27 protein-coding genes are annotated in these 26,945 nt (G+C 73.5%); 14 read left to right on the plus strand and 13 right to left on the minus strand.

The window, feature by feature from the left end; genetic code table 11:
• Both AB1673_14655 and lpdA read right to left on the minus strand, forming a co-directional pair.
• The coding region (locus AB1673_14655; protein ID MEW6155205.1) for a biotin/lipoyl-containing protein at positions 1-356 on the minus strand (356 nt) is incomplete at its 3' end.
• On the minus strand, positions 356-1,750 hold the full coding sequence (lpdA, locus tag AB1673_14660; protein MEW6155206.1) for a dihydrolipoyl dehydrogenase: 1,395 nt from the start codon (positions 1,748-1,750) through the stop codon (positions 356-358). The genes lpdA and AB1673_14655, both read right to left, overlap by 1 nt.
• A gap of 102 nt (positions 1,751-1,852) precedes the next feature.
• Here lpdA and AB1673_14665 point away from each other — a divergent pair, with 102 nt between their 5' ends.
• Positions 1,853-2,269 carry a hypothetical protein gene (locus AB1673_14665; protein ID MEW6155207.1) on the plus strand — a complete coding sequence of 139 codons (417 nt, stop codon included), beginning with the start codon at positions 1,853-1,855 and terminating at the stop codon, positions 2,267-2,269.
• The gene (locus tag AB1673_14670) at positions 2,227-2,592 is read left to right on the plus strand and encodes a GMC oxidoreductase (protein MEW6155208.1); all 366 of its coding nucleotides are present in this window, start codon (positions 2,227-2,229) and stop codon (positions 2,590-2,592) included. The genes AB1673_14665 and AB1673_14670 overlap by 43 nt, the downstream gene beginning before the upstream one ends.
• Before the next feature lie 112 nt (positions 2,593-2,704).
• Here AB1673_14670 and AB1673_14675 read toward each other — a convergent pair whose 3' ends face one another.
• Positions 2,705-3,046, minus strand: a complete 342-nt coding sequence (locus tag AB1673_14675; protein MEW6155209.1) for a DUF2203 family protein — start codon at positions 3,044-3,046, stop codon at positions 2,705-2,707.
• A 130-nt stretch (positions 3,047-3,176) separates the two neighbouring features.
• Between AB1673_14675 and AB1673_14680 the strand changes: the two genes are divergently transcribed.
• The 5 genes from AB1673_14680 to AB1673_14700 all read left to right on the plus strand — a co-directional run bounded on the left by AB1673_14680 (position 3,177) and on the right by AB1673_14700 (position 8,810).
• Positions 3,177-3,998, plus strand: coding sequence for a thiazole synthase (locus AB1673_14680; protein ID MEW6155210.1), 822 nt, complete (start codon positions 3,177-3,179; stop codon positions 3,996-3,998).
• A 50-nt stretch (positions 3,999-4,048) separates the two neighbouring features.
• Complete coding sequence (thiH, locus tag AB1673_14685; protein ID MEW6155211.1) at positions 4,049-5,263, plus strand: 2-iminoacetate synthase ThiH; 1,215 nt, start codon at positions 4,049-4,051, stop codon at positions 5,261-5,263.
• A gap of 9 nt (positions 5,264-5,272) precedes the next feature.
• Positions 5,273-5,824: a DUF4333 domain-containing protein gene (locus AB1673_14690; GenBank protein MEW6155212.1), complete on the plus strand. Its 552-nt coding sequence runs from the start codon at positions 5,273-5,275 to the stop codon at positions 5,822-5,824.
• A 74-nt stretch (positions 5,825-5,898) separates the two neighbouring features.
• On the plus strand, positions 5,899-7,239 hold the full coding sequence (locus AB1673_14695; protein MEW6155213.1) for an NADH:flavin oxidoreductase: 1,341 nt from the start codon (positions 5,899-5,901) through the stop codon (positions 7,237-7,239).
• Positions 7,239-8,810, plus strand: coding sequence for a GMC family oxidoreductase (locus AB1673_14700; protein MEW6155214.1), 1,572 nt, complete (start codon positions 7,239-7,241; stop codon positions 8,808-8,810). The genes AB1673_14695 and AB1673_14700 overlap by 1 nt, the downstream gene beginning before the upstream one ends.
• Positions 8,811-9,038: 228 nt before the next feature.
• On the opposite strand, the gene AB1673_14705 is transcribed toward AB1673_14700, so the two are convergent.
• Positions 9,039-9,467 carry a TA system VapC family ribonuclease toxin gene (locus AB1673_14705; GenBank protein ID MEW6155215.1) on the minus strand — a complete coding sequence of 143 codons (429 nt, stop codon included), beginning with the start codon at positions 9,465-9,467 and terminating at the stop codon, positions 9,039-9,041.
• A gap of 4 nt (positions 9,468-9,471) precedes the next feature.
• Positions 9,472-9,717: an antitoxin gene (locus tag AB1673_14710; GenBank protein ID MEW6155216.1), complete on the minus strand. Its 246-nt coding sequence runs from the start codon at positions 9,715-9,717 to the stop codon at positions 9,472-9,474.
• A gap of 92 nt (positions 9,718-9,809) precedes the next feature.
• Between AB1673_14710 and AB1673_14715 the strand changes: the two genes are divergently transcribed.
• Both AB1673_14715 and AB1673_14720 read left to right on the plus strand, forming a co-directional pair.
• A complete protein-coding gene (locus AB1673_14715; protein ID MEW6155217.1) occupies positions 9,810-10,898 on the plus strand; it encodes a DUF2330 domain-containing protein in 1,089 nt (362 codons plus the stop codon).
• Complete coding sequence (locus AB1673_14720) at positions 10,895-11,338, plus strand: plastocyanin/azurin family copper-binding protein (protein MEW6155218.1); 444 nt, start codon at positions 10,895-10,897, stop codon at positions 11,336-11,338. The genes AB1673_14715 and AB1673_14720 overlap by 4 nt, the downstream gene beginning before the upstream one ends.
• 271 nt (positions 11,339-11,609) lie before the next feature.
• Here the strand turns inward: AB1673_14720 and AB1673_14725 are convergent, their stop codons facing one another.
• A complete protein-coding gene (locus tag AB1673_14725; GenBank protein MEW6155219.1) occupies positions 11,610-11,873 on the minus strand; it encodes a hypothetical protein in 264 nt (87 codons plus the stop codon).
• Positions 11,874-12,205: 332 nt separating this feature from the next.
• A complete protein-coding gene (locus tag AB1673_14730) occupies positions 12,206-12,937 on the minus strand; it encodes an HAD family hydrolase (GenBank protein ID MEW6155220.1) in 732 nt (243 codons plus the stop codon).
• A gap of 122 nt (positions 12,938-13,059) precedes the next feature.
• On the opposite strand from AB1673_14730, the gene AB1673_14735 reads away from it, so the two are divergent.
• From AB1673_14735 to AB1673_14755, 5 genes are read left to right on the plus strand one after another with little or no spacing between them, the layout of a single operon-like run.
• Complete coding sequence (locus AB1673_14735) at positions 13,060-14,625, plus strand: TIGR02677 family protein (GenBank protein MEW6155221.1); 1,566 nt, start codon at positions 13,060-13,062, stop codon at positions 14,623-14,625.
• Positions 14,618-16,261 carry a DUF2398 family protein gene (locus AB1673_14740; GenBank protein ID MEW6155222.1) on the plus strand — a complete coding sequence of 548 codons (1,644 nt, stop codon included), beginning with the start codon at positions 14,618-14,620 and terminating at the stop codon, positions 16,259-16,261. Before AB1673_14735 ends, AB1673_14740 begins: the two co-directional genes overlap by 8 nt.
• Positions 16,258-20,361, plus strand: coding sequence for a TIGR02680 family protein (locus tag AB1673_14745; GenBank protein MEW6155223.1), 4,104 nt, complete (start codon positions 16,258-16,260; stop codon positions 20,359-20,361). Before AB1673_14740 ends, AB1673_14745 begins: the two co-directional genes overlap by 4 nt.
• Positions 20,354-21,601, plus strand: coding sequence for a TIGR02679 family protein (locus AB1673_14750; GenBank protein MEW6155224.1), 1,248 nt, complete (start codon positions 20,354-20,356; stop codon positions 21,599-21,601). The genes AB1673_14745 and AB1673_14750 overlap by 8 nt, the downstream gene beginning before the upstream one ends.
• Position 21,602: 1 nt before the next feature.
• Positions 21,603-22,994, plus strand: a complete 1,392-nt coding sequence (locus tag AB1673_14755; protein ID MEW6155225.1) for a DUF2786 domain-containing protein — start codon at positions 21,603-21,605, stop codon at positions 22,992-22,994.
• A gap of 24 nt (positions 22,995-23,018) precedes the next feature.
• On the opposite strand, the gene AB1673_14760 is transcribed toward AB1673_14755, so the two are convergent.
• The 6 genes from AB1673_14760 to AB1673_14785 all read right to left on the minus strand — a co-directional run.
• Positions 23,019-23,390 carry a VOC family protein gene (locus AB1673_14760; protein MEW6155226.1) on the minus strand — a complete coding sequence of 124 codons (372 nt, stop codon included), beginning with the start codon at positions 23,388-23,390 and terminating at the stop codon, positions 23,019-23,021.
• Positions 23,391-23,594: 204 nt separating this feature from the next.
• Positions 23,595-24,002 (minus strand): PIN domain-containing protein, encoded by a 408-nt coding sequence (locus tag AB1673_14765; GenBank protein MEW6155227.1) that lies wholly within the window; start codon positions 24,000-24,002, stop codon positions 23,595-23,597.
• Positions 24,002-24,238 carry an AbrB/MazE/SpoVT family DNA-binding domain-containing protein gene (locus AB1673_14770; protein MEW6155228.1) on the minus strand — a complete coding sequence of 79 codons (237 nt, stop codon included), beginning with the start codon at positions 24,236-24,238 and terminating at the stop codon, positions 24,002-24,004. The genes AB1673_14765 and AB1673_14770 overlap by 1 nt, the downstream gene beginning before the upstream one ends.
• Positions 24,175-24,807, minus strand: coding sequence for a hypothetical protein (locus tag AB1673_14775; GenBank protein ID MEW6155229.1), 633 nt, complete (start codon positions 24,805-24,807; stop codon positions 24,175-24,177). The genes AB1673_14770 and AB1673_14775 overlap by 64 nt, the downstream gene beginning before the upstream one ends.
• 99 nt (positions 24,808-24,906) lie before the next feature.
• The gene (locus tag AB1673_14780; GenBank protein ID MEW6155230.1) at positions 24,907-26,517 is read right to left on the minus strand and encodes a hydantoinase B/oxoprolinase family protein; all 1,611 of its coding nucleotides are present in this window, start codon (positions 26,515-26,517) and stop codon (positions 24,907-24,909) included.
• Positions 26,514-26,945 (minus strand): hypothetical protein (locus tag AB1673_14785; protein MEW6155231.1); only part of this gene is annotated, 432 nt, incomplete at its 5' end. The genes AB1673_14785 and AB1673_14780, both read right to left, overlap by 4 nt.

A 26,945-nucleotide genomic window follows, 5' to 3' on the forward strand; every position in this document is an offset into this window, starting at 1 on the left:
CCGGGGGCCTCCGGGCGGCTGGCCGCTTCGGTCCCGGCTCCGCCGTCGGCTGGGGCTTCGGCTTCAGCCGAAGGGGCGCCGTCGCGGTCGCGGTCGCCGGCCCCGGCCCCGGCGGCCGACTGGTCGGCGGTGATGACGGCCAGGGTCACGCCCACGTCGACCGTCTCGCCTTCTTGCACGCGGATCTCGGTCAGGTAGCCGGCGGCCGAGGACGGCACTTCGGAGTCGACCTTGTCGGTGGAGACCTCGAATAGCGGTTCGTCCTCTGCGACCTGGTCGCCGACCTTCTTGAACCACTTGGTGATGGTCCCCTCGGTGACTGTCTCACCGAGCTGCGGCATGGTTATGTCGGCCATCAGCCGTGGAGCCCCCTTCCGGTGAGCGACATGACGGTCTCGCCGAAGGTCTCGGTGAGCGTCGGGTGGGGTTGCAGGAACTGGCTGATCTCGTCGGGGGTGGCCTCCCAGTTGACGGCCAGGTAGCCGGCGGCCAGCTGCTCGGTGACCCACGGACCGACCATGTGGACGCCCAGCAGGCGGCCGGCCCGCCCGTCGGGCCCCTTCTCGGCGACGACCTTCACCAGGCCCTCGGCCTCGCCGATGATCAGCGCCCGGCTGTTGGCGTTGAAGCGGTGCTTGGACACCACGACGTCGTGCCCGGCGGCCCGGGCCGCTTGCTCGGACAGCCCGGCGAACGCCACCTCGGGGAAGCAGTAGATGCACCACGGCACGTTCTGGTAGTCGACGGGCAGGGCGGGCTCACCCAGGATGTCCTTGACGGCCACGATGGCCTCGGCGAACCCGACGTGGGCCAGCTGGGGGGTGTTGACGAGGTCGCCCACGGCGTAGACGCCGTCTTCGCCCGTGCGCATGTGCTCGTCGACTACCACGAACCCACGGGCGTCGACCTCGACCTTGGTCGAGCCGTCGAGCCCCAGGGTCTCGGCCAGCGGGCGGCGGCCGACCGACATCACCACGGCTTCGACCTCGAGGGTCTCGCCCCCGGCCAGGCGGACCCGCGTCGTGCCTCCCGCGGGTTCGTGGCCTTCGACCTGCACGCCGGTGCGTACCTCGATGCCCCGGCGCTTGAACGACCGCACCACCATGGCGGCCACGTCGTCGTCACAGCCGGGCAGGATCTTGGGCAGGGCCTCGAGCACGGTCACCTTGGTGCCCAGGTCGCTGAGCATGGAGGCGAACTCGCAGCCGATGGCGCCGCCTCCCACCACCGCGGCCGACGCCGGCAGGCGGTCGAGGTCGAGCACCTCGTCGGAGGTGAGCACGTAGCGGCCGTCGACCTCGAAACCCGCCAGGGTGCGGGGGGCCGACCCGCTGGCCAGGATGACGGCTTTCTCGGCCTTCAGCTCGGTGCCGTCGTCGACTTGGACGGTGCGGGCGTCGGCCAGCGTGCCCGTGCCGTGGACGGTGGTGATCTTGCGCCCCTTGACCAGCGACTGCAGGCCCTTCCAGAGCTGGTCGACGACCTTGCCCTTGCGGGCCTGGGACGTGGCGAACTCGACGGCCGGCTGCCCGGCCACGATCCCGAACTCCCCGGCCCCGGCCACCGTGCGGTAGACGGTCGCCGTCTCCAGGAACTGCTTGGCCGGGATGCAGCCCCGGTGCAGGCACGTACCACCCACCTTGTCCCGCTCCACCAGGGCCACCCGCAGGCCGGCCGCCGCGCCGTAGAGGGCGGCCGCGTAGCCACCCGGGCCCCCACCGATCACGACCACGTCGAAGGTCTCAGCCATCGACCCGAGCCTACCGACTGCCCGCCCCCTTCCCCGCCGCCTGCCCGCCCGTTACGCTCGCCGGGCGGACGGGCGCGGCCCAGGAGCGGCGGAGGAGAGGCGATGCCTTACATCCCCTACCACAGCGGTTCGTCGTCGCCCGAGCAGGCGGCGTCGCCCGAACGGATGCGGTCCCCCGAGGTCGTGGCCGCGGCCGTGCTACCGGCGGTCGACGTGTTCCGGGTCGTGTTCCCCACAGACGACCTGCGGCCCAACCACCGGGTCACGCTGCGCAACGCCACCGACGGGTGGGACCGCGACGTGTTCGGCACCTACCGCGACGGCGCGTGGGTGTTCGAGATGGAGCGGGCCCGGTACCCGGCCGCCCTGGAGATGAAGCTGGTCCTCGACGGCTGGGTGTGGATGGACGGCCCCAACGTCACCCTGGCCACGGCCCACGACCACCACCTGCCAGCCATCTCGACGACGCCAACTTCGTGGCCGACGACGGGCCCGACCGCAAGGCCCGGGTGTTCGTGAAACCCAATCTGTCGGGCTCGGGCCTGTTCGGGGAGGTCCGCAACCTGCGCAACCAGGTCCTGTCCTTGCTGGGTGCCAGCCCCTTCGACCCCGACGAGGGCATGCACTTCGGCAACGAGGGCACGCCCCACCACGCCGGGGGTTCGCTGCGCATGAGCGGCGACGGCCGGGGGGTAGTCGACACCGACCTGCGCTTCGAGGGCCTCGACAACCTCTATGCCTGCGACAACTCGGTGGTGCCGTTCATCGCCGCCGCCAACCCGGCCCTCACCCTCACGGCCCTGTCGCTACGGCTGGCCGACCACCTCCACAGCCGGCTCTGACCGGCCTCGGCGGACGGGCCTGCTCAGCGGGTGGCCAGGCTGACCTGGACGGCGAAGGCGACCAGGATGGCCAGACCGCACAGCAGGGCGGCGATGATCAGCTTGCGGGTGCTCATGGCTCCTCACGGGGTAGGGGTTTGCGTCCGGGATAGCCGTCCTCGGGCAGGTGCCACCACGCCAGCTCGGGCTCGCCCCGCTTCCAGCACAGGTAGTAGACGACCCCGTCACGGCCCATGGCGTGGAAGTCGAGCAGGCCCGACATCACGTCCCGCAGGATGACGTCTTTGGCCAGTAGCTCCTGGTAAGCGTCCTCGGCGTCGAGTAGGTAGGACCGCTGGCCGTTGGCCGAAGGGTGGCGGCCGGCCCGCACCAGGGCGGCCCGGCGGATGACCTCGACCAGCTCCATCACCCGGGGCAGGTAGGCGCGCGCCTCCTCGACGGTCCAGTACCTCATCGGGAGCTACCGTAATGGGGACCCGGTACAACGCAGGGGAGCTCGGAGCGCCGGGCTGAGAGGTGGGCACGAGCGGCCCGCGACCCTCCAACCGGCCCGGTAATGCGGGCACAGGAGCGTGGGGAGACCCGTGGCAGCCGAGAACGCCGACCCGCTGGTGATCGCCGGCCGCACCTTCGGGTCGCGGCTGTTCCTGGGGACGGGCAAGTTCCCGTCCAACGCCTCGCTGCGCCGGGCGATCGACGCCTCGGGTACCGAGATGGTCACCGTGGCCCTGCGCCGGGTGGACGCCATCCCCCCCGGCGACGACACCGGCGACGAAACCGGCGACGAAACCGGCGACGACATCCTCGGGGCCATCGACCACGAGCGGGTGCTGCTGCTCACCAACACGAGCGGGGCCGACGACGCCGAGGAGGCCGTCCGCCTGGCCCGCCTGGCCCGGGCCGCCGGCCTGCCCACGTGGATCAAGCTGGAGATCACCCCCGAGCCCCGGTACCTGCTGCCCGACCCCGTCGAGACCCTCAAGGCGGCCGAGGTCCTGGTGGCCGAGGGGTTCACCGTCCTGCCCTACGTGAACGCCGACCCCGTGCTGTGCAAGCGCCTGGAGGAGGTCGGCTGCGCCACCGTGATGCCCCTGGGGTCGTGGATCGGCTCGAACCAGGGCCTGCGCACCCGGGGCGCACTGGAGATCATCGTCGAGCAGTCCCTGGTACCGGTGGTGGTGGACGCCGGCATCGGGGCCCCGTCCCACGCGGCCGAGGCCATGGAACTGGGGGCCGACGCCGTGCTCGTCAATACCGCCATCGGGACGGCCGGGGACCCGGCGGCCATGGCCGCCGCCTTCCGGCTCGGGGTCGAGGCCGGCCGCCGGGCGTTCGTCTCGGGGCTGGCCGTCCCGGGGGTGGCCGCCGCCGCGTCGTCACCCCTGACCGGGTTCCTGGCCCCGTGACCGGCCCGGGAGGCCGGCCCGATCAGCAATCACTGGGCGACCATCGTCAGATGGTGACAGTCACCAGCGGCCTGGAACTGGAGTCGAGGCCCGCGGGCGTGCCCGAGGGGACGGCCGCGGCCGACGTGGCCGCTTTCGTGGCCCGCGACCTTCCCCACCTGGCGGGTGTGGCTACCGGGGCCACGGCCGCCCAGGTGGAGCGGGCGCTCTCCTCCCGCCACCTCACACCTGAAGACCTCGCCGCCCTCCTGTCGCCCGCGGCCGCCGGGCGGCTGGAGGAGATGGCCCGGGCCGCCCATGTGACCACGGTCCGGCGGTTCGGCCGGGTGGTGCGCATGTTCGCCCCGCTCTACCTGTCCAACGAGTGCGTCTCCACGTGCACCTACTGCGGCTTCTCGGCCGGCAACGACGTGGCCCGGCGCACGCTGGGTGTCGACGAGGTGCGAGCCGAGGCCGCCGCTCTGGCCAGGCGGGGTTTCCGCCACGTGCTGCTGGTGGCCGGCGAGCACGCCCGCATCGTGTCCAAGGACTACCTCGTGGGGTGCGTGGCGGCTCTGGCACCCACCGTGCCCTCGCTGTCGGTCGAGGTGCAGGTGTGGGACACGGCCACCTACCGCCGCTTGGTGGCGGCCGGCTGCGAGGGGCTGATCGCCTACCAGGAGACCTACGACCCGGTGACCTACGGGGCCGTCCACCTCAAGGGCAAGAAGCGCAACTACGACTGGCGCCTGGCCGCCCCCGACCGGGGGGCCGAGGCGGGCATGCGCCGCCTGGGGATCGGGGCCCTGCTGGGCCTGGCGCCCGACTGGAGGGCCGAGGCCTTGGCCTTGGCGGCCCACGCCCGGGCGCTGCTCAAGAGGTGGTGGCGGTGCGAGGTGGCCGTCTCGGTGCCCCGGCTACGCCCCGCGGCCGGCGGGTTCGTGCCCGCCTCCCCGGTCTCGGACGCCGAGTTCGTCCAACTCCTGTGCGCCCTGCGCCTCTACCTGCCCGATGTCGGCATCTCCCTGTCGACCCGGGAGGCACCCGCCCTGCGCGACGCCCTCGTGCCCCTGGGGGTCACCCAGATGTCGGCCGGTTCGCACACCGAGCCCGGGGGTTACGCCGCGGCCAGCGATGCCCAGGCCCAGTTCGAGGTGGGCGACCCCCGATCGCCGGCCGAAGTCGCGGCCATGCTGCGCTCGGCCGGCTACGAACCCGTCTGGATGGACACCATCGGCGCCCGCCGCCTCGGGGACGCCCCCGCCACCAGCGGCCGGCCGACTTAGTCTCGGGCCGTGGGGGGACCGAGCCGGGGGACGGGCAGGACAGCCGCGCCCGCGCTGGCCGTGCTCGCCATGGCCGCGGCCCTGGGCCTGGCCTCGTGCGGGGACGACACCACCGGCCCGGCCCGCACCGTCGACCACCGCCAAGTCGAGGGCCTGCTCATGCAGCGCCAGGCCGAACGCAACCCCCGGATCAGGGTGGAGTCGGCCTCGTGCCCCGAGGGCGTGGTCGCCCGGCAGGGGACCAACTTCGAGTGCCGGCTGGTGGTCGAGGGCCAAACGGCCCGGTTCACGGTCACCGTCTCGGAGGTGCTCGGCACCCGCGTTCGCTACGACATCCGGGCCCGCCAGGCGATCGTCGACGTGGCCGGGGTCGTGGACTTCGTGCGCAGCCGGCTCGAAGGCCCGTGGCGGGAGGCTCTGGTCGACTGCGGCCGCCAGTCCGCCCGGGTGGTCGAGGTCGGCGGGGTCATCGACTGCGCGGTGGCCGACGGCCTGACGACCAGACGCGTGCAGGCCGTCGTCGAGGACCTCGACGGCACCTTCAGCCTCCGCGAGCGGTAGGCGCGGGCGAACGGTGCGTCCCTAGGCCCCGGCGTCCCCTACCGTGGCGCCAAAGGGGCAAGGAGGAGCGGGCTGTGATCTTCGAACCGTTCACGATCAAGGGCGTGGAGTTCAAGAACCGGGTCGTCCGGTCGTCGATCGGCGGGCGCACGGCGTACTACGACGGCACGGTCAGCAACGCCTGGAAGAACTTCGAGCACCGGTTCGCCGAGAACGGCGTGGCCGCCATCGTGTCGGCCACCCTCAACGTCAACCAGCGCCGGTGGTCGCCCATCGAGTACCCCCAGATCAGCGCCGACAAGTTCATAAAGCCGCTGTCGGAGGGCATCGCCGCCGTGCAGCGTCATGGTTGCCGCTACATCATCCAGATCGGTGACGGCGGGTCCCACGTGCAGACCAGCCTGTTCAGCCAGAAGGAGGACGGCTACGGGCCTTCACCGGGGTTCGACCTGTTCTTCGGCTACCGCACGTGGCGCACCCAGATGTCGGTGGCCGACATCGAGCAGTCGGTGGCCGAGTTCGGCCAGGCGGCCCGCCGGGTGCGCGAGACGGGAGCCGACGGTCTGGAGCTGACGATCTCCAAGGGCTATCTCATCCACCAGTTCCTGAACCCGGCCATCAACCGCCGCCGGGACCGCTACGGGGGGTCGGTCGAGAAGCGGTTCCAGTTCCTTCGCGAAGTGATGGGCGAGGTCCGCCGCCAGGTCGGCCCCGACTACCTGGTGGGCGTGCGCATCTCGGCCAAGGACACCAACTGGCTGCCGCTGAACCTGCGCTGGCCGGTCGGCTGGAAGGTGCGGCAGTTCGTCCATGGCAACCCCATCGGCACCTACCTCACCTACGCCCGCTGGCTCAAGGACCTCGGCACCGACTACATCCACGTGAGCAACGGCTACGGGTTCATCAACCCGGGCGAGACCCCGGGCGACTTCCCTCTCGAGGAGCTCAAGATGTTCGCCAACTCCACCCGCCACCTATCGGGCAAGGCGGCCGTGCGGGCCACCGTGCTCAACGCCCTGCCCGACGCCCTGACGATGAAGATCATGGGCACCGGGTGGGGCAACCCGGTGGCCGCCAACCTGCCCGACGCCCGCCGGTTCCGGGAAGAGGTCGGCCTGCCCGTCATCGCCAACGGCGGCTTCCAGGACCGGTCGGTGATCGAGGGGGCGCTCACGTCGGGAGGCTGCGACATGGTCTCGATGGCCCGGCCCCTGCTGGCCAACCCCGACCTGCTGGCCCTGTTCCAGGACGGGCGGGAGTCGCCCGACCGCCCGTGCACGTTCTGCAACCGGTGCGCCATCCGAACGACCCTGTTCCCGTTGGGGTGCTACGACCCGACCCGGTTCACGTCCTACGACGAGATGGAGGCCCAGATCCTGGACTGGTCGGCCCGGCCCGACGCCCTCGACGGCTGATGGCCGCCTACGACGCGGTCGTGGTCGGTTCGGGGTTCGGCGGGGCGGTGGTGGCCGCCCGGCTGGCCGAGGCCGGGCGCGGGGTGTGCGTGCTCGAACAGGGCCGCCGGTGGTCGCCGGCCGACTTCCCCCACACCTTCGGCCGCGCGACAGCAGCCGTGTGGGACGAGACCAGCCTCGGGTTCCTCGACTACCGGGTCTTCTCGCGAGTCGACGTCGTCCAGGGCGTGGGCGTGGGCGGCGGCTCCATCCCGTACTTCAACGTCCAGCTCCGGGCCCCGGCGGCCATCTTCGAGCGGCCGGAGTGGCCGGCGGCCGTCACCGGGGACCTGCTCGCCCGGTACTACGAGCGGGCCGAGTCGCAGATGACCCCCGGGCCGCTGGTGGCGCCCGCCGGCGACCGGCTGCCCTCGCGCACCGAGGCCTTCCTGAAGGGGGCGGCGGGGGCCGGCTACGCGCCCGAGCTGCTGCCCATCGCCGTGTACACCGGCCCCGCTCGCCAGCACCCGGTGAGCGGGCACACCCAGTACCCCTGTGACTACGCAACCCGCTGCATGGTCGGCTGCCGGGCAGCGGCCAAGAACAACCTCGACATGACCTACATACCGATGGGGGAGCGGGCCGGGATGGAGGTCCGTCCCCTGCACCAGGTCGTGCGCATCGAGGCCCGGGCGGGCGGGGGGTGGACGGTCACCGCCCGGCGCCTGGGGCCGGACGGGGGCGGGGAGCTGGCCGTGTTCGAGGCCGATACCGTCGTGCTGGCCGGCGGTTCGGTGGGTTCGACCGAGATGCTGCTGCGGGCGCGCGACGGCGACCGTACGCTGCCCCGGCTGCCGGCGGCCGTGGGCCGGCGCTTCTCGGCCAACGGCGAGCTGCTCTTCGCGGCGACCAGCTCCACCGACGACGTGGTCGACCCGGGGCACGGGCCGTCCATCACGGCCGGGGCCTACGTGCAGCCGCCCGGGTCCCGCCACCACATCCTGGTGGAGGACCTCGGGTTCCCGCCCGCTTTCATGTCGCTGCTCGACGGCACCCTGCCCATGGTCGCCCGCCTGCGGGCCATGGGCCGGGCGGGAGCCGGTTACGTCAAGGCCGTGCGCCACGGCCGGCGGTTCGAGGCGCGCGACCTGTTCGAGGGGTCGTTCGTCCCCCGGCTTCTGCCTTACCTGGGCATGGGGACCGACGCCGGTGACGGCAACTACCGCCTCGACGCCGAGGGCAACCTGCGCCTCGACTGGTCGCCGGCCTCCAGCGCCGGCATGTACCGGGAGATGGACGACGCCCTGGGCCGCATCAGCGCGGCCCTGGGCGGCACGTACCGCCGGAGCCTTCTGGCCAAGGCCCCGCTGCGGCGCATGCTCACCGCTCACCCCCTGGGGGGCAACGCCATGAGCGACAACCCGGCCACCGGCGTGGTCAACGACCGGGGCGAGGTGTGGGGCCACCCCGGGCTGTACGTGGCCGACGGGTCGGTCATGCCCGGGCCCCTGGCTGCCAACCCCGCGTTGACCATCGCCGCCCTCGCCGAACGCACCGCCCACTGGATGGTCCACGGCCGCGAGGCCTCCTAGGAGGCTGGTGGCTAAACCCTCCCCAGGCGGCCGACCGCCCCGTTCGCGGCTCGGCGACATTGCAAAGGTGCTGGTCAGGGGCAGGTCGGCCGCTCGGCGCGAAGCGCCGATCGCGAAAGACACCAGCCTCCTAGCACCAACCCCGGTCGTCGTTCGACCTGGTGTGCCAAACGCGCCACTCTTGGCGCGTTTGGCACAGGTACGGGTGGGGGCCCGGTGGGGCGTCGCCTACACGACGACCAGGTTGGCCTCGGTGGCCCCTTTGACGGCACTCACGGGTACGGACCGGTCGAAGGTGACGAACCGGCCCTGGCGGCTGGTGGCCAGGGCCAGCAGGTAGGCGTCGGTCACCTGCCGGGGACCATGGAGCCGAGTGCGGTCGACCACTGCCTCGTCGAGCACGCTCAGGTCGCAGGCCCAGAACCGGTGGTGGGGTTGGGCGGTGGCCCGGGCCAGCATCCGGACGGCCTCAGCCGGCGTCGTGGGGCCGGGGTAGTTGGGCTGGCTGAGGATGCGAACGAGCCCGTTCTCGGTGATGGGGCACGAGGCCCAGCCCGTCTCGATCTCGGCCTCCAGCCAGGCCCGGGCCCGCCCGTGGTCGACGTGGTCGCGATCGAGCAGGGCGATCAGCACGTTGACGTCGAGGAGCGCCCTCACGCGCTCATCCTTCGACGAGCTCTTCTCGCAGCCTGTCGATGAGTGCGTTGGAGACGGCCTCGCCGCGCCGGGGCAAGGGCTCGAACCCGAGGAACGACGCGTCCTCGGCCCCCGTGCGAGCCGCCGGGGAGCCCGTCAGGGCCTGGCGGGCCAGGTCGGATACGACTTCGCCGATCGTGCGGTGTTCGCGGCGCGCCCGCTCCTTCACGGCCAGCAGCACGTCGTCGTCGATCTGTAACGTGGTGCGCATGCATCTGATGCTAACACATCAGCGTAAGTGGCGGGAACCAGCGGCTCGTCGGGCGCCGTCAAAGGGGCGGACGACGACGAGGAGGTCGGGACATGCGCCGGTTGACGGTTGGTCTGACGGTGGGGGCGTTGGCGGTGGGACTGTCGGCCGGGCCGGCCCTGGCCTGTGGGGGCCTGATCGGGCGCAACGGCTCGGTCAACCTCGTGCGGACGACGACCCTGGCCGCCTACCACGACGGGGTGGAGCACTACGTCACCTCCTTCGAGTTCGCGGGGGCGGGAGGGGAGTTCGGCTCGATCATCCCCCTGCCCGACGTGCCCAGCGACGTGCAGCGGGGCGGGGACTGGACCCTGCAACGGCTGGTGCGCGAGGTCCGGCCCCCGCTCGCCCCGGTAGCGTTGGCCCGGGCCACGGCGGCCGAAAGCGCCGACCGGGCCGAGGTGCTCCTGGAGACCCGCATCGACGCCCTCGACCTGACCGTGCTGCGGGGCGGCGCCCAGGCCGTGGGCCGGTGGGCCACCGACCACGGCTTCCTCCTCACCCCCGATGCCCCCGAGGTGCTGGAGTTCTACGCCCAGCGCAGCCCCATCTTCCTGGCCGCCCGCTTCGACGCCGACGCCGCCCGCCAGCGGGGTGTGGCCCTGGGCGACGGCACCCCCGTCCACCTGACCATCCCGACCGACAACCCGTGGGTGCCCCTGCGCATCCTCGCCCTGGGCCGCCAGCCGGCCGAGCGGGTGGACGCGGACGTCTTCCTGTTGACCCCCAACCGCCCGGTGCTGCTGCCCGGCAACGACGCCCCGGGCATGACCCTGGAGCGCCAGGAGCGGGCCTCGGCCGGCCTGCTGGCCGACCTGCGCTCGGACAAGGGGATGGAGTGGGTGCCCGAGTCGGCGTGGCTCACCTACCTGCGGGTGCAGGCCGCCCCGGCCGAGCTGACCTACGACCTGGCCGTGGACGCCTCCGGGGCCGGCCAACCGTCGCGCACAGCCGCCGGGCTCGACCTGCCGGCGGGGGCCGCCTTCGAAGCCGGTGGGGACGGGGGCGGGGGGCTGCCGTGGCTGCTGCTGGCCGGCGGCGGGCTGGCCCTGCTCGTCCTGCTGGCCGCCGTGGCCTGGGTGGCCACCGGCAACCGCCCCGGCGGTTCGCCCTCACCCGGCCCGGGGGCCGTAGCCCGGTGATCTCCCGGCGGGCGACCCACGTCGCCTCGGTCCTGGCCGTCGCCCTGCTCCTGGCCGGCTGCGCCGGGGCGGGGGCGGGGGAGGCGGACGGGCCCGCTACGGGCGGCGGTCCCGACGTCCGCACGGTGGTGCTCGACATGCGCTGGTCGCGGTTCTCCCAGACCGAGCTCAAGGTGCGGGCCGGGGAGACGATCAGGTTCGTTGTCCGCAACCACGACCCCATCCCCCACGAGCTCATCGTGGGCGACCAGGCCGTGCACGACTACCACGAGCAGGGGACCGAGCTGCACCACCGGGGCCGGCCCGGCGAGGTCTCGGTGGCCGCCGGGGCCACGGCCGAGACCCGCTACACCTTCATCCAGCCCGGCACCCTGCTGTTCGGCTGCCACCTCCCCGGCCACTGGGCCTACGGCATGCAGGGCGTCATCAGGGTCGTCTGACGGTGGGCCTAACCCCACGAAACCCGCGCGGTTTTCGTGGGCGTTTCGCCCACGAAACCCGCGCGGGTTTTCGGGTTTGGTCGGTGGTGGCCCGTGGGATGCGAACAACGCCGGTCACGTTCGTGATCTTCGATCTGCTGTGGGCGGGAGTCGGCGGGGCCGGCGGGCGGCTCGCCGAAGCGGTGCCATCAGCTCGTGGTTGCGAACCGGATTGGGGCTGTCCCGTGAGCCGGTTGAAGGCGGGCGCCCGAGCCGCCCGCGAGGACGACCCTCAAAGGATCGCTGCCGCCAGGCTGCCGAACACGAACCATCCGACCCAGGCCAGGAAGTAGGCAAGCGTCCAACGGTCACCTGGCCCGGCATGGGCGGCGAGGTACCAGCAGACAGGGCCGGCCAAGCCCAGAAGCAGGGCGCTCCAGATCATGAAGTGGCGCAGGGGGGCCGGTCCGTTCACGGGATAGGACGTGAAGACCATCGCCGCGAGCACACCCCATACCGTGCCAAGGACGAACACGACGACCCTCCCGAGGGCCATTGCCCCTCGGGCGGGCGTGCCTTCAGCGATCCTCTCGCTCCACGGTTCACTTCCTCAATGTCAGTCGCATGCGCCAACGCCGTGGTCGGGAAGGGCCAACCCCAGCACCCCAGCGTCCACCTGTTCCTTCTGGACGAGCAGGTGCGTTTGGCCCCGTGATCGTAGTAGGCCTCGAAAGCGGGAAACCAGCTCTTCTTCCCGATCAGCAGATGCCTCCGCTGGACATCGGGAGGACATCGAGGTCTGCCGAGATCTTCAAGCGACTGAGGAGCGGGATCCCCTGAGCCAGGCTGTTCCCGATCGCGAAGTCGAACGAGACGATGCCGCTTGGGTCAGTCTCGGCCGGACCAGGTGCGGATCAGGGGGACGAGGTCGGGGAGCGAGGCGATGACGGCGTCGGGGACGACGGGGGTGGCGTCGGCGATGGCCGGGTTGGGGCGCAGGACGGCCCGTAGGCCGGCACCCTGGGCCCCGGTGATGTCGTCCCAGGGGCGGTCGCCGACGAACACGGCGCGGGCCGGGTCGGACACACCCACGGCGTCCAGGGCGGCCGCGAATGCAGTGGGATGCGGCTTCTGGAAGGGCAGCTCGCTGGTGTACAGGCGGGCGTCGATCAGCGAGGCCAGGCCGTCGCGTTCGAGGAACCGCTCGTGGAACGACCTCGGCCAGTGGGTGTTCGACAGCAGGCCGATGCGCACACCTTCGGCCCGCAGGGCGGACAGTGCGGGCGCGGCGTCGGGGTCGTGGCGGATGTGGGGCGTCCAGGCATCGAGATGGCGGACGGCCGCCTCCTCCAGCAGGGCCTCACCTACGTCCATGCCGAGGGCGGCGGTGGCCGCGGCCACTAGGTCGGCCAGGGTCCCGCTGCGCTGGTCGCCGGCCGTGCTGGCCCAAAAGTCGGCCTCGACGGCCACCAGGCGGGCACAGATCTCGTCCTCGTGGTCCCGGCCGGGGCTGAGGTGGCGAGCCGCCAGCCGCCAGGCGTCGACCAGCTCTACGGTGACGAACTCCGAGAGCGTGCCGCCCCAGTCGAAGATCACGGCCTCGACCGGCTGAGTGCCCATCGCTCACGAGACTAGCCATGGCCCGGGGCTGGTGGGCCTCGTGTTGCCAACGGTGCCAATGAGCGGACATGCCTGTAACTACACCCTTGTGACTTGTCACACCCCGGTGGTGAACTAGCGGGGTGAGCAGCGGGGCCCGACTCTGGCGGCGTTTCCCGGCCGACCTCTTCCGGTTCACCACCACCGACCTGCGCGACCTGCACGTCGCTTTGATGGCCGTCTTCGACGAGTCGGCGGTGGTGTCGCCCGCCCTGCGCGTCGACGACGTGCGGCGCGGCCTGCAAGCCGCCGGGTGGGACGAGCCCGTCGACGACGAGCGCCTCGACCACGCCCTTCGGTCCCTCGTCGGGTGGGGCCTGCTCGAGGTCACCCAGGACCACGGTGCCCGCTACGCCACTCCCGAGGAGTTCGAGCGTCGCAACCTCCAGTGGTCGCTCACCCCTCACGGCCAGGCCGCCATCGGGGGCGTCCAGCACGCGGCCGACGAGCTGAGGCGGGCCGTGAGCCTGCAGCCGGCCGTGCTCGACGCCATCGCCGACGGGCTGGGCGACCTGCACCGCCTGATGTCGTCCGACCCCCCTGGCCCGGCCGCCCAGGTCAACACCACCCTCTCGGCCGTCGAGTCCCACCTCGAGTCGCTGGTGAGCAGCGTCCGCCAGTTCAACACCCATCTCCAGCGCCTCCTGCGGGAGGACGCCACCGAAGACGAGGTCTTCCTCGACGTCAAGCGGCGCACGATCACCTACCTGGAGGACTACATCGCCGGCGTGGAGCGGCCCGCTCGCCGGGTGGCCGTAGCCATCGGCCGGGCGCAGGCCGAGGTCGGCGTGTCGGCCCTGCACGACCGGGCGCTGCTCGGGGCCAACCTGGCCCCCCTGGCCGGGGGAGACCCGGCGCCCGCCTGGCTGGAGGAGAGGGCCCGGCGGTGGGACGCCTTGGTGGCGTGGTTCGCCCCGGCCCGCGGTGAACCCCGGATCGCCTTGCTGGTCGGCGTCGGCCGCCAGGCCATCCTCCAGCTGCTGCGAGTCTTGGAGCGCCGCTTCGAGAGCCGGCGGCGGTCGTCTTCGATCGCCCAGGACTTCCGCACCCTGGCCCGTTGGTTCGCGGGCGCCGTCACCGACGACGAGGCCCACGAGCTGTTCGACGCCGCCTTCGGCATGTGGCCCGCCCGCCATGCCCACCTGGTGCTCGACGACGAGGAGGCCCGGGCCCCGGCCACGAGCTGGCTCGAGGCCCCGCCCGTGCCGGTGGCCCCGGCCTTGCGCACCTCGACCTCGCTCGTCAACCGCGGCCAGGCCAAGCCCGTGCCCGACGCGGCTGCCGTGCGGGCCCGGCGCCAGCGTGAGCAGGCCGAGGCGCTGGCTGATCACCAGTCGGTGCGGGCCGCGCTGGCGACCGGGGGGGCCGTCAACCTCGCCCGGTTCGGCCGCCTCGCGCCCGAGGCCTTCGCCGAGCTGCTGGTGCTGCTCTCCGATGCCCTGTCGGCCGTGCCCGCGGCCGACGGGTCCCGGCGGGCCATGAGCGCCGACGGCGGCGTCGAGATCGTCCTCACCGAGCCCCGCCCGGGTGCGGCCCCGGCCCGGCTGGCGACCGCCACGGGCGTGCTCACCGCGCCCGACTTCGCGGTCACGGTCACCCTGCTCGGTGCCTGGGCGGGCGAGCGCGAACGGCAGGTGGCCCGTGCCTGACACCTGGCTCCGGCCCGGCGCCCCGGCATCCGAGGCACTGGCGGCCGAGCGCTCGCTGGCCGTCCGGTACCTGCTGGCCCGCCCTTACCTGGTGGCCGAGGCCGACGCCGAGGCGTTCGCGCTCGTGGCCCGCCACCGGGGTTGGCTGGTCGAGTGGTTCGAGGACACCTGCGGCTGGGGCCTCACCGTCGACGTCCCGGGCCGTACCGCCCGCCTGGCCAAGCGCAGCGTCCGCCCCGACCCGACGCGTCCCGTCCGGCGCCACCGGGGCGCCAACACGGCCTTCGACCGCCGCCGCTACGAGCTGCTGGCCCGGCTGTGCGCCCATCTGGTCAACCACCGCACGACGACCATCGGCCTGCTGGCTCAGAACCTCGAGGTCGAGGGGGCAGGCGCGTTCCAGTCCGGGCTCCAGCGGGAGCGCTCGGCGTTCGTCGACGCCCTGCGCCTGCTGGCCTCGCTCGGGGTCGTGTCCTTCGAGGGCGGCGACGTAGAGGGCTACGTGGCCGACCGCCGGGGGAACGCGCTTGTCCTCGTCGATGCCGCCCGGCTCCACCAGTTGCTCGTGCCGCCCACCCCGGTGAGCCGGGCTTGCGGCACGACGACGGCCGCTGTCTCGGCCGCGCTGCGAGCCGAACCCCGCTACGGCCCCACCGGCCAGGGCACCGACCCGGATCTCGCAGCCGACTCGTACGGCGGCGAGCCCGACGATCTGGCGTACGCCGGCGGTCCCATCGGTCCGGTGGCCGACATCGATGCCGACACCGGGGGGCCCGATGCCGGCACCGGGGCCGGTACGGATGCCGATGCCGGCGGCCACGGGGCCGACAGGGCCGGTACGGATTCCGACGCCTGCGACGAGGCGGCCGGCGACCGGGCCGATGCCGGCGGCGACCGGGCCGACGCCGGGGCCGGGACCGGGGCCGGGGCCGACGATCTCGCCATGGCCGTCATCCTTCGCCGGCCGGTAGCCGATGTCGATGCCGGCGGGGCCGACCGGCCACCCGGTCGGCGGGGCCCGCCACAGCCGCCAGCTGGTCTTCGTGCGATCGGTGGTCCCCGCCTGGCCTCGCCCGGGGGACAGGGGGCGGGCCCTCCGGCCGACGGCTGGCGCCGGGCCCGCCATTCGCTGGCCCGGAGGGTGCTCGACGACCCCGCCGTCCACCTCGACGAGCTCGACGACGAGGAGCGGGCCTACCTGGCGACGTCGTCCGGGCGGCGGTGGTTGAGGGACCGGGTGGCCCAGGCCGGGTTCGTCCTCGAAGAGCGGGCCGAGGGCCTCCTGGCCGTGGACACCGAGGCGGTGGCCACCGACGTGCGGTTCCCGGCGCCGTCGAGCACGGCCAAGCAGGCCGCCCTCCTGCTCGTCGACGAGCTCGTCCCCGGTTTCGCCGGTGCCCGTTCGCCGAGGCCCCGCACCCACAGCCAATTGGGCGCCGCCCTGGGCCGCATGCTGGCCGCCCACCCGCAGTGGGCACGCGAGTACCAGGGGGCAGACGGGCCGGACCGGTTGGCCGCGGCCGCCGTCGAAGTGCTGGCCGCCATGCGGCTGGTGGAGGTGGCCGACCACGAGGTCAGGCCCCGTCCGGCCTTGGCCCGTTACGGAGTGGCCCGGCCCGAGGGGGCCCTGTTATGAGCGAGCGCGCCTCAACAGGTCGCTGGCAGCCCCAGCGGGCCGGCCTCGTCAACGTGTGGCGCTACGCCGACGAGGTGCTCACCTTCCACCGTGGCCGCCTCCTTCTGCGGGGGGCCAACGGGTCGGGTAAGTCCATGGCCCTCGAGCTCCTGTTCCCCTTCCTGCTCGACGCCAACGCTCAGCCGGGCCGGCTCTCGTCGGCCGGTAAGGCCCGGGGCGGGCTCTACGAGCGGCTCACCACCGGCCTGGGCGGAGGTGACCGGGTGGGCTTCCTGTGGGCCGAGTTCGCCCGGCCCCCCACCGGGGACGGCACCGGCGACGGCGGCACGTTCACGATCGGGGTTCGGTTGCGGGCGTCGGCCCAGACCCACAAGGTCGACTACGGCTGGTTCACCACCACGATGGTGGTGGGCCGGGACCTGAGGTTGCTCGACGACCACCGGGTCCCGCTGTCGCGCGCCGGCCTGGAGGAAGCCCTGGCCGGGGCGGGCACGGTCCACACCAACGCCGACGACTACCGGCGGGCCGTCCGTACGCACCTGTTCCCAGGGTGCGACGAGCGCCAGTACGACGCCATCATCACCACCCTTCTCACACTGCGCCGGGAGAAGATCTCCCAGGACCTCGACCCCCAGAAGCTGTCCTCGGTCCTCACCGCCTCCCTACCTCCCCTGGACGAGCACGACGTGGCCGAGGTGGCCGAGGGTTTCCAGAAGCTCGACCGGCGCAAGGAGGACCTCGACAAGCTGGCCGCCGACCTCGAGGTCGTGAGGCGCCTGGCCCGGCGCCAGCGGGCCTATGCCCGCTCGGTGCTCTGGGGCTTGGCCGCCGAGGTCCGCGGTGCCACCAACCGGCGCGACGACGTCACCCGCCGGGCGCGCACAGCCGCCACCCGCCTGGCCTCGGCCCGCGACGAGTCGGCCACCGTGGAGGCGGCCGAGGCCGCGGCCCGGTCCGGGGCCGCCGACCTGCGGGCTCAGGCCGACACCCTGCGCAACCTCGACGCTTACCGGGCCGGCGGCCGTATCGAAGCCCTGAGGTCCGAGGCCGAGCGGGCGGCCGAACGTGCCCGCCGGGAGGAGGCTGTGCAGGCTGCCCGCGGGGCCGAGGCCGAGCGCCGGGCCGCCGCGGCCGACGACTGCCGAGGCCAGGTGGCCGACGCCCGGGCGGCCGCCCGCCGGGCCACGGCCGACCTCAGTTCCGCGGCCGACGAGGCCGACGCGCTGGCCGCGCTCAGTGAGGCCGAGGCTTCCGAGCCCGACGCCGGCGAGCGGTTGCTTCAGGCCTGGGCCGAGAGCCGCCGCCAAGCCGTGACCGAAGTCAGGCAGGCGCTCGCTCACCTGGCCCGGTGCGTGGACGCCCGCCAGCGGGCCGACGAGGTGCTGGAGGAGGAACGGGCTGTCCTAGACGGCGCCGTCGAGTCCCACCGCGGCGCATCGTCTCACCTGGCCCAGGCCGTCCAGGCCTATTCCGCCTCGGTCGACCAGTGGGCGGCGTCGGCCCCCCGGCTGGAGGCCTGGTGCCTGGGCGAGGACGGTCCGGGCCTCGCGGCCCGGCTCCCGTCTCCCCCTGACGACCCCGCGGCGGTGGACGAGGTGGTGGAGGCCCTGGCGGTGGCGGCCCGTTCCGCGGGGGCGGTGGCCTCCGACCGGCTGAGGTCTGCCCTGGCGGCCAACGCCTCCGCCCGCACGGCGGTCGAGGTCGAGCGCGAGGAGGTGGCGGGCGGCCGGTTGCGCCACCCGTTGCCGCCTCCGTGGCGTTCGCCCCGGCCCGAGGGCTCCGAGGGCCGTGATGGCGCCGCCTTGTGGCAGTTGGTCGACGTGGCCCCCGGGGTCGAGGCCGACGTCCTCGATGGCGTCGAGGCCGCCTTGGTGGCCAGCGGCCTGCTCGACGCCTGGGTGTCGCCCGGGGGCGAGATCTCCCTGCCCGCCGACGAGCGCCACGACGTGGTGCTGGGACTGGTCCCGGCTGGTCATGGGGGCGGCTCCCTGGCCGACGTGCTCGTCCCGGCCGACGGCCCCCGCCCCGCCGTGGCCGCGGAGGTCGTGGCCGCCCTGCTCCGCTCCATCGCGCTGGTGCCGACCGTCGACGCCGAGATGGCCGCCGGCCAGGGGTCGGCGGCGGCCGTCGGGCGGGACGGCACGTTCTGCCTGGGCCCCACCGTGGGCCGGGGACCGTCGGGGCCGGCCCAGTTCGTAGGGGCGGTGGCCCAGGAGCACCGCCGGCTCAGGCGCCTGGCCGAGCTCGACGACCAGCTCGCAGTGCTCGACCGGGAGCGGTCCGACCTGGACAAGCGGCTGGCTTCCGAGCGGGCCGCGCTGGCCGCCCTCGAAACCGAGGTCGCGGCCCGGCCCTCGGGGGAGGCGATCGCGGCCGCCGAGCGCCATCTGGAGATCGCCGAGGCCCGGGTGGCCGATGCCCGGGCCCGCACCGAACGCGCCCAGGCGGCGCGCGCTCGGGCCGAGGAGGAGGCCAAGGCGGCCCAGCGTGACCTGATGCAACGAGCGTCGGCTCACGGTGTCCCGGCCGACCCCCCCGGGCTCGAGGCCCACGACGCCCGGGTGCGGGCCGTGGAGCGGCTGGCGGTGGCCTGGTCGCGCCGGCGGCGGGAGGAGGCGGCGGCCACGCTCGGCCTGGCACGGGCTGTCGACGAGTCCGGGCGGGCGGCCGCTGCTCTGGGAGAGGCCGTTCGCCACTACCAGTCGGCGGTCGACGACCATCGCCAGCTCGTGGCCCGGCTGGAGGCCCTCGACGCCAGCGCCGGAGCCGAGTACCGGGCCGTCCTCCAGCAGGTGCAGCAGGCCGAGGCCGAGGCGGCCCGGCTGGGGTCCGAGCGCGACGCGGCGGCCCGCAGGCTCCGGGAGCTGGCCGGCGAGACGGGCCGGCTCGAAGCCGAGCTGGCGGCCGTCGAAGCCGAGCGGGGCCGGGCCGAGGCCGAGCGCGACGCGGCTGCCGCCGGGCTGGTGGCGGCCGTGTCCGACGGGATGGCGGCCGACGCCGGTGTCGACGTGCCCGACGACCCGGCCGGGGCGGGGGTCACGGCCGTGCTCGAAGCGGCCCGGGCCGTGCTGTCGACCGTGGGTGAGAACGAGGGCTCCGACCGTGAGCGCCAGGCCCGCGACCGGCGGTTGCAGGAGTCGGTCTACGAGGCCCGCCAATCGCTGCGGGGAGGTGTCGACGTGCTCCTCGACCAGTCCCCGGGCGGCTGGTGGGCCCTGCGGGCCGTGGCCGGGGGGTTGCGCCACCGCGCCCACGAACTGGCGGCGTCGCTGGCGGGGGAGGTGGCGGCCGCCAACGACGAGCTGCGCGAAGAGGAGCACCGCCTCTTCGACGAGACCCTCACCGGGAGCGTGCGCCGGTCGGTGGCCGAGCGCATCCGCCGGTCCAACGAGCTGGTCGACGGCATCAACGTCGAGTTGGCCAAGGTCCGTACCACCACCGCGGGCGTCGGCGTCCGCCTGCGCTGGGAGGTCGAGCCCGACCAGCCCGAGGTGGTCAAGGGGGCCAGGCGGCTACTGCTGAAGGACCCGGCCGACCTGTCCGACACCGAGCGGGCGTCGCTCTACGAGTTCTTCCGGGCCCGCCTCGACGACGCCCGCCAGGCCCTCGACGGCACCGCTGGGTGGGACGAGCGCCTGCGCGACGCCCTCGACTACCGGCGCTGGCACCGGTTCGCCCTGGAGGTCGCCCACCGCGATTGGGACGGTTTCGTCCCCGCCACGACCCACCGCCTGGCCCGCCTGTCCACCGGGGAGCGGTCGGTGACCCTCCACCTCCCGATGCTGGCATCCGTGGCCGCCCACTACGACGGGCTGGCGGTGGGCGACGGGCCCTCGCCGTGCCCTCGCCTGATCCTTCTCGACGAGCTTTTCGCCGGGGTTGACGTCGTCAACCGCGGTCAGCTCTTCGGCCTCTTCGTGGCCTGGGACCTCGATGCGGTGGTGACCAGCGACCACGAGTGGTGCGCCTACCAGTCCCTCGACGGCATCGCCATCCACCACCTGCACGCCACCGAACCGGGCCAGCCCGTGACCACGTCGAGGTTCGTTTGGGACGGCCGGGAGAACCGGGCGTCGCCCCTGGCGGTGGTCGGTGGCTGAGGGCGCCGGGCTCGTCGAACGGGTGGGCGGCCGCCACCTGGCGCCGTTGTGGGACGAGCTGGCTCGGCGCATGGGGGCGTCGTCGCGGCCGGTGACGAGCGTGACCCTGCGGGGCCTCGGCGCCGACGAACGGGCCGCGCTGGCCGACCTGCTGGGCCGCGACCGCCTGGTGGCGGCCACGTGCCGGGTGCGGGTGGAAGAAGTGGCCGTCGCCCTGGGCGTCGACGGGCCCGACGGGGTGGCCCGGGTGGTGGCCGGGCTCCGGGGCCCGATCGGCGACCGGGCGGCCGCTCGCCAGGCGGAGAGGGCCGAGCGCGACGCCCTGTGGCATTGGCTCGAGCGGGCGGCCGCCGACCTGGGCGCGCCAGCGTGGGCCGCGGCAGTCAGGGCCGCGGGAGTGCCTGGGGGCGACGTTGCACCCCACCGCGCCCGGCTGGAGGGGGCCGTCAGGGTGGTGCGGGCCATCGCCGATCGTGGCCAGCCCGCAGCCCTGGCCACGATGGCGGCCGCCGAGCTGGGCGACCCCCACGCCCTCGACCCCGGCACGGCCATGGCCCCCCTGGTGCTCGGCCTGCTCGCCGGCCGGCTCGGCCTGGCCGTGCCGAAGTCGGCCGAGGAGGCCCGCACCGTGTGGTCGGCGGCCGGGGTGGTGACCGACGAGCTGTCGCCCAAGGTGGTTGTCCTGGGCCTGCGGTCGGGGGCCGGCTCACCGCTGGCCGCCGTGCTCGGGCCGCTGGCCGACGCCCACGAACCGGCGGCCGTGACCCTGTCCCAGCTCCGGCGGTGGCCGTGGCTGCCGGACGGGGCAGACCGAGGGCCGAGCGAGGTGTTGGTGGTCGAGAACCCTACGGTGGTGGCCGAAGCCGCCCGGGCGGGTGCGACGGTGGGGCCCGGCTGGCCCCCGATGGTCTGTTCGGCGGGGTGGCCCAACGTGGCCGTGCTCACGCTCCTTCGTCAGCTGCGCGAGGCGGGGTGGCAGGCCCTGTGCCACGCCGACTTCGACCCGTCGGGAGTCCTGATCACCCGCCACCTCGTCCAGCGGGTGGGGGCCGTCCCGTGGCGGATGGGGGAGGGCGACTACCTGGCCGGGGCGTCACGGTCGGCGACGGCCTTCGTGGGGTCGGTGGCCGACACCCCGTGGGACCCGGCCCTGGCGACGGCCATGCGCCGCCACCGGCGTGCAGTGTTCGAAGAGGACGTGTTCGGCGCGCTGGCGCGGGCCGGGAGAGGAGCGGGCTGACATGGGGACCAACAACCGCCAGCGTCGGCGGGCCAAGAAGCTGGCGCGCCAGCGGCGAGGCCCCAACCCGAGGCCGCGCGTCGGCCCCCACGGGCCGGGCTGCCGGTGCGACCTGTTCGACGGTGTGGGCGACGACTTGTTCGGCTTGGGCCCCGACGACGGGTACGACGAGACCGACGAGTTCGACGGGCTCGGTGGCGAAGGCGCCGAGTTGGTGAGGGCGGCCGTCCTGGCGTGTGCCGAGGTTCACCGGCTGGAGAGCGACGAGGACTTCGACCTCACGTTCGCAGGTCTCGTGAGAATAAGCGAGCGAGTGGGGACGGGCGCGGTCGACGAGGCCGTGGCGTTCTGGGCAGGGCTCGCTCTCGACCGGGCGTGGACCGGGCACTGGCAGCCGGGGGACATCGAGCGCGTCCTGGGCCGCAAGCGGGGAGCGGGGGCGGTGGCAGCCATGGCCGCCCACGTGGTGGCCAGTGCCTCGGGCCGCAAGGAGGCCACCTCCGACGGGCGGTGGGCCTCGCAGCTGGCCGGGTTGAGGGCCGACGCCTCCGGGCCCCCGGCGGCTGGTGGGCGGGCGTGGGAGGACCACCTCCTCGGTGCGGTCAAGGCCCTGTCGCTCCTGCTCTACCTTCCGCCCCTGCCCGATCTCGGCCGTCCCTCGGCCAAGCCCGGCTCCGGGCCCCGGCGCTCCCGTACTTCGGTCCTCGAACGGGTCCGGGCCCTGCTGGCCCAGGCCGAGTCGACGACGTTCCCTGAGGAGGCCGAGACGTTCACGGCCAAGGCCCAGGAGCTGATGGCCCGCCACTCGATCGATGAAGCCATGATCGACGCTGCCAGTCCCGACGGCGGAAGCGGGGCCACCATCGTCGGTTGGCGCATCGGGGTCGACGACCCCTACGCATCGCCCAAGTCGCTCCTGCTCCACTACATCGCCAAAGCCAACCGGTGCCACTCGGTCTACAGCGGCGACTTCGGGTTCGCCACTGTCTTCGGCACCGAGAACGACCTCGAAGTGGTCGAGCTCCTGTTCACTTCGCTGCTGGTCCAGGCGACCGACGCCATGGTCCGGGCCGGGAGCTCGGTCGACCGCTGGGGCCGGTCCCGCACCCGGTCGTTCCGCCAGTCGTTCCTGGTGGCTTATTCGGTGCGTATCGGTGAACGGCTCGAGGCGGTGACCCGCCAGATGGAGGCCGAAGGCGCCGAACGCTACGGCGGCGCCCTCCTGCCCGTGCTCGCCAGCCGGGAGGCGGCCGTCGACGAGGCCGTCACCCGGGCCTTCCCGGAGCTGACCCACAAGGCGATGTCGGTCACCAACCCCGCCGGCTACCGCGCCGGCCGGGCGGCGGCCGAGCTGGCGTCGTTGTCCGTAGGCGAGGCCCTGCCCGGCGGCTGACGGCGAACACCGTCCGGTCGCCGCTCACCCCGGCGAGTGGCACACCGCCTCGACGTTGTTCCCGTCGGGGTCCCGCACGAACGCGCCGTAGTAGTGCTGGTGGTACTCGGGCCAGGGCCGGGGCTCGTGCAGCACCTCGGCCCCGGCTGCCTTGGCCGCCGCGAAGAAGGCGTCCACCGTGGCCCGGTCGGGCGCGGAGAAGGCGATGTGGGTCTCTCGGAAGCCCTCCCCCGTCCGGCGAGGTCCGAGCCAGAAGTCGGGCATGGGAGGGACGCCGTAGCCGATGACCTCGCCGAAGTTCATGAGCCGCCGGCCCCCGATGGGAGCCAGCACTGCGTCGTAGAAGGCGGCGCTGGTCGCCACGTCGCCGCACTGGATGGACACGTGATCGAGCATGCCCCCATCTTGTCCCTACGGCGCCGGGTTAGGCGCCTTCCGCCCCGGGGCCGACGACGAGACGTCGACGGCAAGCGCCGCCCGAGCGAGCCGTAGAGCTCAAGCCGCGGTCGGGCCAGTTCTCAAGAGTGGGCCTGCGCGTCGTCGGCGCTTCTGCGGGCCGTCCTCAAGGCAGCCGCCTTTCACCCGCTTCGGGGACACCGCTCAGGACAGGAGCTCCACCTCCACGCCCAGACGCCGGTAGGTCTCCCCGGCTCGCCGGTCCCGACTGGCGAGCGGATGTCCCGACTGCCGTGCGGCGAGGGCGATCAGACCGTCGTACGTCGCGCCACCGGCGATTTCGAGGTCGGCCAGGACCGCCAAGGCGGCACGCGCCGGCTCGGCGTCCAAGATCACGGGCGGCTCGAACCGCGCACCCAGCAGACGGACGGCGTCCCCCGGTGAGAGGCGCGCATCGCCGGGCAGGCGCGTCAGCACGGCGTACGTCTCGTTCGCCGCGTGACCGGCCAACGCGACCGACCGGTGACCGATGGACACGTTGACCGTGCCATGGGCCTGGTGCGACGTGAGCAGGAGCGGCACCGCCACGCTGGTGTCGACCAATAGGTCGATCAACGCCGGCCGGCGTCGACGAGGCCCAGCACGTCGTCGTCGGTGATGACCGTCTCGGCCACGGCGACGAGGCGGCCGCCGCGTTCCTCGACCCTCGCCGTCCGCCCGACCGGGGCGACGTGCAGGCCGTTGCCGTACTCGCTGACGTCGACCTTGGTCCCCGGCGTCAGCCTCAGGCGGTCGCGCAGGGCCTTCGGCACGACGATCCTGCCGACGTCGTCCACGGTTGCTTCCACAGGGAGGACGATACCAGCCCGCTCCCAGTCGAGGGCCGTTCATGCGCCGCGGTCAGCCAACCGGCAGGGCCAGCCCCCCTTGGCCTACCGCCTCCTCCAGATCGGCGTTCGCGTGCGGTCGTGGTGGCGGCGCGCATGCGGTACGCGGGCACGGGCCCGACGGAATCGGTGAGCGTGCGACGGATCGTGGTCAAGGTAAGGGCGTCGATCCTTGTGATCTGCTCGGGTTCGAGGTCTGCTCGGTGGAGTGCGTAGCGCTCACCGCCGGAGCGGCTGATCCGGTAGCTGGACGGGATCGTCAAGTGCACCTTGGTCGGGTTGATGTCGCAGAGCTCGTGGACCGAGAGCGCCGAGTCATGCGATATGACCCCGCGCCCTGCAGCCCAGAGGCGCGCCAGGATGAACTCATCCAGCGGGTCGTACGGCAACGAGGGAATCCGATACACGCCACGAGCGGCCGCGTGCAGCGTGCCGCGTGACACCATCTTGCGCAGCTCGACGGCGGGCACGCCGTGCGGAGCGACCAGGGCAGGGGTTACGTAGCCCCCGTTGTCGACGGCGACATCCATGAGCGAATCCCAGTACTTACCCGCACGGCAAGAACAGTACCTGATTAGTACTATTTCTGACAGCGAGGGCCCCACCCACCCCAGAGCGGCAGGCTCACCTCAACTAGACCCGTCCTTATTCGCGGGCCCCCACCCGCCGCCGCCCGGAGTCAGCATCCGGAGGACATCGCCGTCCTTGAGCCGAAGGGTGCACTTGTCGGGGAGGCGCTCCGCTCGGGCCTCGTCGCCCCCCGGCAGGAGCCAGTTCTCACCGACGGCACCGGGGCCTCCGCCGGCCAGGCCCCAGGGCTGAGTCACCCGGCGCTCGGTGATCAGGCTCACCGTCACGTCCTCGAGCATCAGCACGTCGCGCTCGATCCCCTCACCGCCTGGCGCCCACCCCGCACCGCCGCTCCCTCGCCGCAGTCGGTAGCGCAGGACGCGGAGCGGGAATGCCCGCTCCAGCGCTTCGATGGGGGTATTCCGCGTGTTAGTCATCGCGGTGTGAATGCCCGACTGACCGGGGCGGGGTTCGGCTGATCGGTAGTCAACTTGATCTGTGTCGGTCATGCCGGTCTGGACGCCGTTCATACCACCTCGGCCGGGGCGGCCGCCTTGGCCGCCGGCAACGGTCTCGTAGTAGACCCAGCCGGCGCCGCCGATGAGGGTGTTGTTCATGGTGCCTTGGCTGGCGGCGCCCACCCGGGTGGGGGCGGCCTGGGCGAGGGCGCCGAGGCAGACGTCGGCCACCCGCTGGCTGACCTCGACGTTGCCGGCGCCGACAGCCGCTGGGGGAAGGGCGGCCACGAGCGAACCCGGGGGAGCGACGACGCGTACTGGGCGCATGGCCCCGCCGTTGGCCGGGATGGTCGGGTCGGTGGCCGACCGCAGGGCGAACGAGACGGCGCTGGCAGTGACGGCCTGGACGGCGTTGACGTTCCCCGGCCGCTGGTCGTCGGTGCCGGTGAAATCGAACGTGGCGTGCTCGCCGTCGATGGTAAGGGAGACGACGATCCGGGCCGGCTGCTGCTGGTCGGGGCGCGGCCCGCACGAGTCGATGACGTCCTCGAACGTCCACTGGCCGTCGGGCATGGCGGCTAGGGCGGCCCGCATGCGGCGCTCGCCGTAGGCCGTGACCTCGTCGAGCGGCGCACTGGCGAAGGTGGCCAGCCGTTCGACGCCGACGACGTTGGCGCCCCGCTGGGCGTCGAGGTCGCCCCGGCGCTCGTCGGGCGTCCGGGAGTTGGCCACGATGATGTCCTCCGCGGCCGCCGACAGCAGGACGGGGGGCACCCGCAGCCCCTCCTGGTAGACCTCGACGGCCTCGGCCGGCATCGACCCGGGGGCCATGCCGCCCACGTCGGCGTGGTGGGCCCGGTTGGCCGCCCACCCGACCAGCCGGCCGTCCACGAAGCAGGGAGCTACCAGCGTCAGGTCGTTGAGGTGGGTCCCGCCCGCGAACGGGTCGTTGAGGGCGACCTGGTCCCCCGGGCCCAGGCGGCCCCCGAAGGCGTCGATGGCGGCTCGCACCGACGCCGGCATCGAGCCGAGGTGGACGGGAATGTGCTCGGCCTGCACCAGCAACTCGCCCTCGGGGGTGAACAGGGCGGCCGAGCAGTCCATGCGCTCTTTGATGTTCGGGCTGAACGACGCCCGCCGCAGGACTGCCCCCATCTCCTCGGCTACGCCACTCAGGCGCGTGATCAGGACCTGGAGCGCAGCTGGGTTCACCGGGCCGCGTCCCTGATTCGGGTGAGGACCCAGCTCCCGTCGGGCGCCACCGCCGCCTGCCAGCCCTCGGGCACCCAGACCGTGCAGTCGGCCTCGGCCACCACCGCCGGTCCGACCAGGGGGCGGCGCCGGCCCTCGGGCCCCGGTGGCGGCGGGGGGAGGTCGCCGACGGGGTGGGGCGCAGCCAGCCGGGCGCTGGCCCTCAGGGCCACCACCTCGACCGGTGCCCCGGGGCGGGAGTAGCCGTTGCGGCGCCTGTGCGCCTCGGCGAAATCGCCAACCGTGCCCACCGTGATCTCGTGGCTCTGGCCCCTGTACCGGCAGTCGAGGGCCGTCGTCACCACTGCCCCGCCGCCCCCCGCCGGCCCGTCCCCGGCCCCGCCCGCCGGCCCGTCCCCGGCCCCGCCCGCCGGCCCGTCCCCGGCCCC

The organism is Actinomycetota bacterium, assembly GCA_040754375.1.
In the GTDB taxonomy this organism is placed as follows: Bacteria; Actinomycetota; Acidimicrobiia; order Acidimicrobiales; family AC-14; genus JBFMCT01.